We start from the raw sequence: 13,359 nt of genomic DNA, 5'->3' as shown, positions 1-13,359 counted from the left end.
TGCGCGGTAAAAAACAGAACCGGCAGACTGAGCTGCCGGTTCTTTATCGTCAATCGGGGAAATGTCTGAAAATGTGCCGGCCCCGATCGCGAGCAGGCTCGCTCCTACAGGGGAACGCATTCCAATGTAGGAGTGAGCCTGCTCGCGATGAGGCCAGTACAGACGCTGGAGATTACAGCCCCTCCAGCTCCGCCATCAGATCATTCAACCGGTCAACCTTCTCCTCGGTGATATCACTCGCCGCCAGCCCATCAATGTACTCGGCCAATTCCTCCACCGTGCTGCACTCGAACATCGCCCGCAACGGCACGTCGCGTTGCAGCGACTTCTGCACCCGCGAGGCGATCTGCGTGGCCAGCAACGAATGCCCGCCCAGTTCAAAGAAGTTGTCACGCACACCGACCTGCTCGACCTTCAACACCTCTGCCCAAATGTCGGCCAACGTCTGCTCCAGCTCATTGCGCGGGGCCAGATAATCCTGGCTCTGCAACTGACCGATCTCCAGCGCCGGCAGGGCTTTGCGGTCGAGTTTGCCGTTGGCATTCAGCGGCAACTGATCGAGCCACAACCAGTGCAGCGGCACCATGTATTCCGGCAACTCGGCGCGCAGGCGCTGTTTGATCCGCTCCAGACGTTCGCTTGGGTTGAGTGCCGAATCGGCCGCAACCAGATAGCCGACCAAGTGCTTGCCGTTGACGCCTTCCTGCACACCGACCGCGCCATCGCGCACTTCCGGCTGTTCATGCAGGCGCGCTTCAATCTCGCCCAGTTCGATGCGGTAACCGCGAATCTTCACCTGATGGTCAACGCGGCCAACGTACTCGAGCACACCGTCGCTGCGACGCCGAGCGAGGTCACCGGTGCGGTACAGACGTTCGCCCGGCGCACCGAACGGGTTCGGCACAAACACCGGCGCAGTGCGCAACGGATCGCTGACATAACCGCGACCGACGCCCGTGCCCGCCACGCACAACTCACCCACCGCACCCAGCGGCACCAGTTCCAGCGCGCCATCGACCAGATAGAGCAAGTTGTTGTCGGTCGGTGTACCGATCGGCAAATAGCTGCCGCGCGTCGACGCCATGTCGACACGGAAGAACGCCACGTCATCCGAGCATTCCGCCGGGCCATAAGCGTTGACCAGACCGATGTCCGGATAACGCAGCAACCATTGATGCGCCAGCTCCGGCGGCATGGCTTCACCGGTCGGCAACATCCAGCGCAAGCCATCGAGACTCAGGCGCTCCGAGGCGAGCATGCCCTGAATCAGCGACGGCACGCTCTCCAGCACGGTGATGCCCTGCGCTTGCACGTGCACCAGCAACCCTTGCGGATCGTGGGCGATGGTATTCGGCACGATGTCCACCCGCGCGCCGAACAGCGGCGCGGCGAGGAACTGCCAGACCGAAATATCGAAGCTTTGCGAAGCGGTCTGCGCGATCACATCGGCGTTGCTCAAATTCAAGTACGGCACCTTGCTCAACTGGTTATTAAGCATGCCGCGCTGCTCGACCATCACGCCTTTCGGCAGGCCAGTGGAGCCCGAGGTGTAGATCACGTAGGCGAGGTTGTCCGGGCCGCTGTAAATGCCCAGGTCCTGCGCCGATGTTGCCGCCGCCTGAATCTCTTCCCAGACCAGCAACTTTGGACGATTGGCGCAGCTGAACTCATCCAGCAACGTCTGCGCCTGTTCAAAGCATGCTTTAGAGCAGACGAGAACCGGCGTGCGGCTCAGCTCGATGATGCGTTGCAGACGCTGGCTCGGCAGGCCCGGATCCAGTGGCAGATAACCCGCGCCAGCCTTGAAGCTGCCGATGATCATGCCGAGCAGATCGAGATTGCGTTCGCCGAGCAACGCCACCGGTTGATCCATCTGCACCCCGGCCGCGACCAGTGCATGGCCGAGACGGTTGGCGTTGTGGTTCAGTTCAGCGTAGCTCTGTTGCTGATCCAGGCACGTCGCGGCGATGCGCTGCGGATGCGCCGCCACCTGCGCTTCGAACAGCGCCACATAGCTCTGCTCCAGCGGATAATCGTGGCCACTCTGGTTGCAACCGTGCAGCAGGAAGTCCTGTTCCTCGGCACCCAGCAGCGGCAGATCGGCCATGTCGCCATGGAAGCCATCGACCAGCGCCAGCAGCAGACGCTTGAACTCGCCGAGCATGCGCTCGATGGTCGATTCGTCGAAATAGCGCTGGTCATAAGACAAGTGCAGACCAAGGTCATCGCCCGGGTAGCACACCGCCGTCAACGGGAAGTTGGTGTGCGTGCGGCCCGAGTCCGAGGTCGCATTCAGGCTCTGCGCCCGATCCAGCACCGAGACTTCAACCGGGGCGTTTTCGAAGACGAACAGGCTGTCGAACAGCGGCTGGCCTTTCGGCAATTCGCTTTGTTCCTGGATGTTCACCAGCGGCAGGTATTCGTATTCGCGCAGTTGCATGTTGCTGTCGAGCAAACCACTGAGCCACTGACGCACGCTACTGCGCTGATCGTCAGCCGGCATCTGCACCCGCAGCGCGATGCTGTTGATGAACAGACCAACCGTGCGCTGCATCTCCGGCATTTCCACCGGCCGCCCGGCCACGGTCACGCCGAACAGCACATCACGATCACCGCTCATACGGCGCAGCACCAAGGCCCACGCTGCTTGAGCAAAAGTGTTGATCGTCTGTTGATGCGCTTGCGCCAGTTCACGCAGACGCGCACCGTCCTCGACATCGAGGCGGGTGTAGCGGTCACCGACGACCATCCCGCCGCTCTCACCGGCATGTTCGCGCAGGAACGGACGATCACTCGGAATCGGCGTGGTGCGCTCAAAGCCTTGCAGATTGCTCTGCCACCACTGCCGCGCTTCGTCGAGGCTCTGGCGTTGCAGCCAGCCAATATAGTCGCGATAACGCGGCGGCACGGCGAGTTGCGCTTCACGTCCCTCACCGAGGGCGGTGTAGATCTCGAAGAAGTCATTCATCAGCAACGAGCGGCACCAGGCATCGATGAGGATGTGGTGGTTGCTCATCATGAACCAGTAGCGCGCCGCGCCGACCTTGATCAGGCGCAGGTGGAACGGTGCCTGATTGAGCAGATCGAAACCAGCCTCGCGCTCGTTTTTCAGCAGCGCTTGCAGCTTCGGTTCCTGCTCGGTTTCGGCGATGGCGCTCCAGTCCAGATACTCGATTGGCGTGCGACCCGGGGTGTGAATCACTTGCAGCATGTCTTCGCCGACGTTCCAGCAGAACGACGCGCGCAACGCTTCATGACGGGCGATCACCGCTTGCCAGGCATGGGCGAAACGCTCGGCGTCGAGTTCACTGTTGATGCGGTAGCGATCCTGCATGTAGTACAGACCGGTGCCCGGTTCGAGCAAGGTGTGCAGGAGCATGCCTTCCTGCATCGGCGTCAGCGGATAGACGTCTTCGATGTGCGCGGCCGGCACCGGCAAGGCATCGAGTTGCGCCTGAGTCAGCTTGGCCAATGGGAAGTCCGAAGGCGTCAGCCCACCGGCCTCGTCTTGCAGGCAATGGTCGATCAGGCTTTGCAGCTCACCGAGGTAGGCGTCGGCCAGATCGTTGATGGTCTGTGCGTCGTAACGCTCGGCGCTGAAGGTCCAGCGCAAGAGCAATTCACCGCCATAAACCTGGCTGTCGACGCTCAATTCATTCGGCAACGGTGCCTGCGGATCGTGGGCGGCACCGACCGGTTCATCCAGCGGACGGAACAGCGCATCGCTGCCAAAACTCTGATCGAACTGGCCGAGGTAGTTGAAGGTGATCGGCGCCTGCGGCAACGCGGCCATGCTGCGCTGGCTGAGGTCGTCGGCGAGATAACGCAGCACGCCATAACCGAGGCCTTTGTGCGGTACCGCGCGCAGTTGCTCCTTGATCGCCTTGATCGAAGCGCCCTGCCCGGCGGCCTCTTCGATGTTGTGCGGGGTCAGGCGCAGCGGGTAAGCGCTGGTGAACCAGCCGACGGTGCGCGTCAGGTCGATCTCGTCAAACAGGGTTTCGCGGCCGTGGCCTTCCAGTTGAATGAGCGCCGACGGCTGACCGCTCCAGCGGCACAGCACGCGGGCCAATGCGGTCAGCAGCAGATCGTTGACCTGCGTGCGGTAAGCGGCCGGCGCCTGTTGCAGCAACTGTCTGGTGTGTTCGACATCGAGACGCACGCTGACGGTTTGTGCATGGCAATTCTGCTGGCCGCCCAGTGGGTTTTCGCAAGGCAGGTCGGCGTTCGGGCCGGCCAGTTGGGTCTGCCACCAGCTCAGTTCTTCGCGAAGGGATTCGCTGCCGGCGTAGGCCTGCAAGCGTGCGGCCCAGTCCTTGAAGGCACTGGTTTTTGCCGGCAGTTTCACCGCTTGTTCGGCGTCGAGTTGGCGGTACACGGTTTGCAAATCGTCGAGCAACACGCGCCACGACACGCCATCGACCACCAAGTGATGAATCGCGATAAACAGGCGTTGCTGACCTTGCGGGCCATCGACCAGCACGGCACGCAGCAGCGGGCCTTGCGCAAGATCGAGGCTGCGCTGGGCATCGGCGCACAGTGCTGCGCACTTGTCCATCGATGGCACGCGCACTTGCCACATCACCGCCGCATCGGACACCGGTGGATGGCTGGCTTGCCACCGGCTGTCGGACTCGGTGAAGCGCAGACGCAGGGCGTCATGTTGCTCGATCACCGCCAGCAACGCTTGCTCCAGACGATGCGGTTCCAGCGCCACGGTTGGTTCCAGCAACAGCGCCTGATTCCAGTGCTGACGCTCAGGGATATCGGTGTCGAAGAACCAATGCTGAATCGGCGTCAGACGCGATTCACCAACCACCAGACCTTGCTCGGCCGTCACTTGTTCAGTGCGGCTGGCCACGGCGGCGAGGGTCTGCACGGTCTGATGCTGGAACAGATCACGCGGGCTGAAATGAATCCCCTGCTGGCGTGCACGGCTGACCACTTGAATCGACAGAATCGAGTCGCCACCCAGTTCAAAGAAGTTGTCGTTGAGACCGACTTGTTCGACGTTGAGCACTTCGCACCAGATCTGCGCCAGGGTCTGCTCCAGCTCGTTACTTGGCGCGACGTAATCCTGCCGATTGAGCTCAGGATCCGGCGCCGGCAAGGCGCGGCGGTCGAGCTTGCCGTTGGCCGTCAGCGGCATGCTCGCCAGCAGAATCAGGTGGGTCGGCACCATGTAATCCGGAAGTTGCGCCTTGAGCTGCGACTTGAGGGCGTCGCGTAGCTCGGCCTGTTTGGCTTCGCTTTGTTCGGCGGCCTCGGTGACGAGGTAACCGACCAATTGTTTGCCGCTCGGCGTATCCAATGCCAGCACCACGGCTTCGCGGATCGATTCGTGATCGAGCAGGCGCGTTTCGATTTCGCCCAGTTCGATACGGAAACCACGGATTTTCACCTGATGGTCGATCCGGCCCAAGTATTCCACCAAGCCATCGGAGCGCTGGCGCACGAGGTCGCCGGTGCGGTACATGCGCCCGCCATCAGTGGCGAACGGGTCCGCGATAAAACGCTCGGCGGTGATGCCCGGACGATCGTGATAAGCCTGCGCCAGACCGGCGCCTCCGACGAACAATTCACCGGTCGCGCCTTGCGGCACCAGCGCCAGATCGGCGTCGAGAATATAGGCGACACGCGCGCCGATCACGCTGCCGATCGGCACACTGCTGGCGCCTTCTTCGAGCACTTCCGGCGCGAGACTGGCCAGTGGCATGACCACGGTTTCCGTCGGGCCGTAGGCGTTGAAGAACATCGATGGTTTGAACGCTGCACGAATGCGTTGCAGGTGTTCGCCGGTCAGCGCTTCGCCGCCGGTGATGATCATACGCACCGGCAGGATTTGGTTTTGCGTCGAGAGGAACTGCGCTAACTGGCTGCCGTAGCTCGGAGTGAAACCGAGGACGTTGATTTTATGCGTGCGGATCAAGCCGCAGATTTCTTCCGCGTCCCACTGACCTTGCGCACGCAGCACAACCTGCGCGCCGCTGAGCAGCGGCACCAGCAGACGCTCGGTGGCGGCGTCAAAGTTGATCGAATAGAAATGCAGTTCGCAGTCGTCGGGGCGCATGCCGAAACGCTCGATCACGGCTTGGCAGTGCATGGCGATTTCGCCGTGGGAGACCACCACGCCTTTCGGCTTGCCGGTCGAGCCGGAGGTGTAAATCAGGTACGCCTGATGCTGCGGCAGGCTGATAAACGGCAGCTCGCTGGCCGGATAATCAGCGAGTGCCGCGCTGTCGTCTTCCAGGCACCAGCGCGCCACACTCGACGGCAGATCGCCAAGGGCATTGAACATCGCGCGATCACTGAGCAGCAGGCCGATGCGGCTGTCTTCGATCATGTAATGCAGACGGTCGAGCGGGTATTCCGGGTCCAGCGGCACATACGCACCGCCAGCCTTGAGAATCGCCAGCAGGCCGATGACCATTTCCAGCGAACGCTCCAGCGCCAGACCGACCCGCACTTGCGGCCCGACGCCACGCTCACGCAAAACCCAGGCCAGGCGATTGGCGCGGGCATCGAGTTCGGCGTAGCTCAGGGTCTGCCCGGCGAAAGTCAGGGCCGGTGCTTCTTTGCGCGCCAGCGCCTGTTCGGCGAACAGGTGATGAATGCACTGATCGAGACGATGCTCGCCCGGCTCGATGCCGAGGCTTTCGAGCAGCTGTTGTTGTTCAGGTTGATCGAGCAGCGGCAATTCGCTGAGACGTTGTTGCGGATCGGCGATCAGCGCTTCGAGCAGGTTGCGCCAATGTTTGGCCATGCGCGCGATGGTCGGCTCGTCGAACAGATCGGTGCTGTAAGTCAGGCAGCAACCAAGGCGATGGTCGAGATCGGTGACTTCCAGGTTGAGGTCGAATTTGGTCGCCCGCGCATCGTTGGCCAGGTACTCGACAGTCATCCCGGCGAGCATGCGGCTCTGCTGGAATTCCCAGCGCTGCACGTTGCACATCACCTGGAACAGCGGGTTGTACGCAGCACTGCGCGGCGGCTGCAAGGCTTCAACCAGATGATCGAAGGGCAGGTCCTGATGCGACTGGCCTTCGATCACGGTGTGGCGCACCTGCTCGAACAACTCGCTGACCGCCATCATCCCATCGAGCTGGCAGCGCAGCACTTGAGTGTTGAGGAACGCACCAATCAGCCCTTCGCTTTCCGGACGAATGCGGTTGGCCACCGGCGCGCCGATGCGCAGATCGGTCTGGCCGCTGTAGCGGTAGAGCAGCGTGGCCAGTGCGGCAGTCATGGTCATGAACAGGGTCAGACCGTTTTGCGCGTTGAATGCACGAACCCGCGCGGCGAGGTCGTCACTCAGGTCGAAGCGGAACAGTTCGCCCTGATGGCTTTGCACCGCTGGCCGCGGACGATCACCCGGTAATTCCAGCAGCGGATGTTCACGGCCGAGTTGCGCGGTCCAGTAATCGAGTTGGCGCTGACGCTCGCCGGACTCCAGCCAGTTACGTTGCCAGACGCTGTAGTCGAGGTATTGCACCGGCAGTGGTTCCAGCGGCGAATCGCGATCATCGACAAACGCTTCGTACAGCGCACTGAGTTCACGGGCGAAGATGTCCATCGCCCAGCCTTCGGTGACGATGTGGTGCAGGGTCAGGACGAAGTAATGTTCGTGCTCGGCAGTCTTGACCAGGCAAGCGCGCAGCAGCGGACCGGTTTCCAGATCGAACGGCAGATGCGCTTCTTCATCGGCCAGTTGCTGAACCTTTTGTTCACGCACGTCGGCGGCGAATTTGGAGAAATCCTTCCAGCCCATGCGCACGCCGGTCTCGGCATGCACCTGCTGACGAGCGACGCCATCAACGCTCGGGAACGTGGTGCGCAGGGTTTCGTGACGCAGGATCAGCGCTTGCAACGCCGACTCGAAACGCTCGACATGCAACACGCCACGCAGGCGCGCCATGCCGCCGACGTTATACGCCGGGCTGTCCGGTTCCATCTGCCAGAGGAACCACATGCGCTGTTGCGAGTACGACAGCGGCACCGGTTTGCTGCGATCAACCTTGTCGATCGGTGGCTGCTTGTTGGTGCGGCCGCTGACCTGGATCAGGCGGATCTGTTCGGCGAAATCACCGAGTTCGCTGTGCTCGAACAACGCGCGCAGCGGCAGCTCGACGTCGCAGGCCTGACGGCTACGCGAGATGATTTGCGTGGCCAGCAGCGAGTGGCCGCCGAGGGCGAAGAAGTCATCGCGCAGACCGACTTGTGCCAGACCCAGCACTTCGCGCCAGATCGCCGCGATCTGCTGTTGCAGTTCAGTGACCGGTTCGACGTGTTCACGAACCTGCCATTGCGGCTCGGGCAAGGCGCGGCGGTCGAGTTTGCCGCTGGGGCTGAGGGGCATTGCGTCGAGGCGCATCAGTTGCGCCGGGACCATGTATTCCGGTAGCTCGGCGGCCAGTGCAGTTTTCAGCCGGGTGATTTGCTCGTCTGCATCAACGCTGGCATCGGTTGCAGTGAAGTAGCCGATCAGTTGCGCGCCGGCAGCGGTTTCGCGCACCAGCACCACGGCTTGAGCGACGCCGTTCTGTGCGAGCAAACGCGCTTCGATTTCTTCCGGCTCGACGCGGAAACCACGCAGTTTGACCTGCTGATCGAGACGACCGAGGTACTCGATCACGCCATCGGCTATCCAGCGCGCACGGTCGCCAGTGCGGTACAAACGCGCGCCCTGCTCGCCCAACGGATCGACAACAAAGCGTTCAGCGGTCAGCGACGGACGACCGAGGTAACCGCGAGCCAGACCGATGCCGCTGATGCACAACTCTCCCGGCACACCGGCCGGCACCGGATTGAGATCGGCATCGAGCACGCGGCAAATCACGTTGCCCAGCGGCCGGCCGATCGGCGAGCGCTCGCCATCGGCAGCGGTGCAATGCCAGTGGGTGACGTTGATCGCGGTTTCGGTCGGGCCGTAACGGTTGTGCAATTGCACTGCCGGCAATTGCGCCAGCACGCGGTTGCGCAGTTCGGCGGGCAGCGCTTCACCACCGGAGAACACCCGGCGCAGGCTGGTGCATTCGGCGCTCAGCGGTTCGTCGATGAACAGCGCGAGCAGCGGCGGGACAAAGTGCAGCGTAGTCACACCATGCTCTTGAACAAGCTGGGCGATTCGATGCGGATCGCGGTGTTCACCGGGACCTGCAATCAGCAGACGTGCGCCAGTGATCAACGGCCAGAAGCATTCCCACACCGATACGTCGAAACTGATCGGCGCCTTTTGCATCAGCACATCCGTTTCATTCAGCGCGTAAGTGTTCTGCATCCATTGCAGACGTTCGGCCAGTGCCGCGTGGGTGTTGCCGACACCTTTCGGTTGGCCGGTGGAACCCGAGGTGTAGATCACGTAGGCGAGGTTGTCGCCGTGCAGGTGCAAGCCCGGCGCCTGGCTCGGCCAGTTTTCCAGGTGCAGCGCGTCCATGGCGATGACGCTGACGCCGTCGCTGGCCGGCAAACGGTCAAGCAATTCGGTCTGGGTCAGCAGCAGTTCGACGCCGCTGTCGCTGAGCATGTAGGCGAGACGCTCGGCCGGGTAATCCGGGTCCAGCGGCACGTAGGCGCCGCCAGCCTTGATGATCGCCAGCAGACCGATCAACAGCTGCGGCGAACGCTCGGCGGCGATAGCCACGCAGACATCCGGACCGACACCTTTGTCGCGCAAATAGTGCGCGAGGCGGTTGGCCTGGTTGTGCAGTTCGGCGAAGTCGAGGCTGCCGCCCTCCCACACCAGCGCGGTGCGTTCCGGGGTTTGGCGGGCCTGTTCGTTGAGCAGTTCCGGCAGCCATTGTTGCGCCGGGGTGCACGGCGCGACGCTCCAGTTTTTTTGCTGATCGTGCTCGTTGATGGTGAGCAGTTGCAGGTCGCCGATGGCTTGCTGCGGGCGCTCGCAGACATCGCGCAACAGGTTGCTGAAATGCTCGCACAGCCGCTCGATAGTTGCCGCGTCGAACAGTTCGCTGGCGTAGTCGAACGACAGCGTCAGGCGACCGTTACGGTCTTCTTCGCTGTGCAGTTGCAGGTCGAACTTGGCTTCGCGGCTGTGCCACGGCAGCTCTTCGGCAAGCAGACCCGGCAGGCGTTTCAGCGCACTGAGGTCGCGTTGCTGATGGTTGAACATGACTTGAAACAGACCTTGTTCACGGGCCTGCGGGAAGGCTTCGAGGAGTTGCTCGAACGGTAGATCCTGATTCGCCTGCGCACCCAGTGTGGCCTCGCGAGTCTGGCCCAGCAGCTCGACGAACGACAGGCGCGAATCGATCTTTGCGCGCAGCACCTGGGTGTTGATGAAGAAGCCAATCAAGCCTTGGGTTTCCAGGCGCGGACGGTTGGCATTCGGCACGCCGATGCGGATGTCGCGCTGACCGCTGTAGCGATGCAGCAAGCTCTGGAATGCCGAGAGCAGCAGCATGAACGGCGTCGACTGATGCGCCTGCGCGGTGTTGCGGATCGCATCGCTGAGACTCACGCCCAGACGTACGGTGTGGCGTGCTGCACTGTGAGTTTGCTTGGCGGATCGTGGGTAATCGGTGGCCAGTTCCAGCGCTGGATGCTCGTCACCCAACTGGTTTTTCCAGTAGGCCAGTTGCCGCTCGCCCTCACCTTGCGCCAGCCATTGGCGCTGCCAGCTGCCGTAGTCGGCGTACTGGGTTGGCAGTGGCGCGAGGCTGGCCGTCGCGCCCTGCGAAGCGGCGGCGTACAGGCGCGAGAATTCGTCGATCAAGATATTCAGCGACCATCCATCGGCGATGATGTGGTGCAGCGTCACCAGCAACTGGTGATCTTCGTCGTCGAGACGCACCAGCGTCACCCACAGCAGCGGGCCTTTTTCCAGGTCGAACTGGCTGCGCGCTTCGTCTTCGCGGATCTGCTGCGCGCGGGCTTCGCGCTCATGCGCCGGCAGATCGCTGATGTCGATCAGTTGCAGGTTGAATTCGGCGGCGGCATCGACTTGTTGCAGGGCCACGCCGTCGCGTTCGAAGAAGCGTGTGCGCAGGGATTCGTGGCGCTCGATCAGTTGCTGGAAGCTCGCGCGCAAGGCGTCTTCGTCGAGTTCGCCGCGCAGGCGCAGGGCACCGGGAATGTTGTAGGCGCTGCTTTGCGGGTCGAGTTGCCAAGTGATCCACAAACGGTTTTGCGCCAGCGATTGCGGCATCGGCTCGCTGCGCGACAGTGCGGCGATTGCACCTTGGGCACTGCCGCCGTCTTGCTGCTGTTGCGCCACGGCTGCGGCGAACGCGGACAGCGTCGGCGCTTCGAACAGCAGGCGCAGGTTCAGCTCAAGAGCGAGTTCTTCACGCACGCGGGCGATCACTTGCGTGGCGGCGATCGAGTTGCCGCCAAGCAGGAAGAAGTGATCGTCGGCGTTGACCTGTTTGACGTTGAGTTGCTCGGCCCAGATCTTGCCGATCAGGGCTTCGAGTTCAGAGACGCTGGTGGTCGCTTCTTGGGTTTCAGAGGCGGTTGACGGGAACACCGCGTAGCTGTCGAGGCTGCCATCGGCCAACCGATTGCGGCAGGCCGAACGTTGCAACTTGCCGCTGGAGGTTTTCGGCAACGCGCCCGGATTGAGCAACACCACCACGCTCGGCGCTTCCTGATACGCCTCGGCCACGGCTTGGCGAATGGCTTTGATCAGCGCTTGCGGCGGCAGGATTTTCTGCACGCTGCGGCTGATTTCCGCAGCGATGCCGATGCCTTCCGCGCCATTCTGATTGACCGCGAATGCAGCGACGCGGCCCTTGCGCACGACCTCCACTTCGTTCTCGACAGTCTTCTCGATGTCCTGCGGATACAGGTTATGGCCGCGCACGATGAGCATGTCTTTCAAGCGGCCGGTGACGAACAACTCGCCGTCGCGGATAAAACCGAGGTCGCCGGTGCGTAGCCAGGTGCGGCCGGCGTGCTCGACGAAGGTCTTGGCGCTGGCCTCGGGGTTGCGCCAGTAGCCGAGGGCGATGCTCGGGCCGGCCGCCCAGACTTCGCCGATGGCGTTGTCGGCGAGTTCTACCCGCGTATTCGGCTCGACGATCAGCACCGCATGCTCAGGTTGGCTGATCCCGCAGCTCATGATCGGGCTGCCCTCGCCCGGCTCGGCACGGTTTTGTGCCAGGGCCTGATCGTCCACACGCAGTGCCGGAATGCCAGTGCCGCGCGGCGTGCCGGCGACGAACAGCGTGGCCTCGGCCAGACCGTACGAGGCCATGAAACTGTCGTCACTGAAACCGCTCGCGGCGAACTTTTCGGCGAAGCGTTCGAGGGTGTCGAGACGGATCGGCTCGGAGCCGGAATAAGCCACGCGCCAACGGCTCAGATCAAGGCGTTCAAGCGCCGATTCGCTGACCCGTTCGCTGCACAGGCGATAGGCAAAATCCGGCCCGCCGCTGATGGTGCCGCCGTATTGGCTGATTGCTTCGAGCCAGCGCAATGGCCGACCGAGGAAGTACGCCGGCGACATCAGGATGCACGGCACACCGCTGAAGATCGGTTGCAGCAAGCCACCGATCAAGCCCATGTCGTGGTACAGCGGCAGCCAACTGACGATGACGTCGTCCGGGTTCACGTCAATGCCGAAACCATGGCGGATCAACAGTTCGTTGGCGACCAGATTGCCGTGGCTGACCTGCACGCCTTTGGGCAAAGCGGTAGAGCCGGAGGTGTATTGCAGGAAGGCGATGTGATCTTGCGGCAGGTTCGGCTCAACCCAGTTTTCGGCCTGTGCACTGTCGAGGGTATCGACGCACAGCAGCGGCGGCGCGCCTTCGATCTGCTGCAAGGCGTCGCGCAGCTCGGCACTGGTCAGCAACAGACGCGGCTCGGCATCGGCAATGATCGACAGCAAACGTTCCTGATGATGGCGACGCGCGGATTCCGGCGGATAGGCCGGCACCGCGATCACCCCGGCGTACAGGCAACCAAAGAACGCCGCGACGTAGTCCGGACCGCTGGGAAACAGCAACACCGCGCGATCACCGAATTGCGCTTCAGCCTGCAACGCGGCAGCAATGGTGCGCGCGCGCTGATCGAGTTCGCGATAGCTGAGTACCACAGCTTGCTCTGCGTTTTCGGCGAGAAAACGCAAGGCCAGTTGATCCGGCGTCAGGGCCGCGCGGCGCTGGAGGGCTTGGACCAGGGTGCTGGGGAGTTCGAACGCGTCGGTCATGAGGTTTCCTGCCTGAATTCGGCTTGCTAATGGAATCGGGTTGCTGCGTCACGCCCCTCAAGGGCATGCAGGGCGCGGTCTGTGCCGACCGCGCAAGGCATGGGAATGCTGTCTGGCCGGGGCTCTGTACCCGGAACCATTCACCAATGAGAACGGATGACGTCTTGAAATAATTAGTCGGCAGGCTG

1 protein-coding gene is annotated in these 13,359 nt (G+C 62.5%); it reads right to left on the bottom strand.

The features are described 5' to 3' along the window. Positions 1–172: 172 nt before the first annotated feature. Positions 173–13,171, bottom strand: a complete 12,999-nt coding sequence (locus ACIPZE_RS16970) for a non-ribosomal peptide synthetase (protein WP_400774017.1) — start codon at positions 13,169–13,171, stop codon at positions 173–175. Positions 13,172–13,359 lie beyond the last annotated feature (188 nt).

Origin of the sequence: Pseudomonas sp. NPDC089741, assembly GCF_044748825.1 — a bacterium.
In the GTDB taxonomy this organism is placed as follows: Bacteria; Pseudomonadota; Gammaproteobacteria; order Pseudomonadales; family Pseudomonadaceae; genus Aquipseudomonas; species Aquipseudomonas helmanticensis.
Note: the sequence above shows the minus strand (reverse complement) of the source record. Positions and strands in the feature narration are given on the sequence as shown.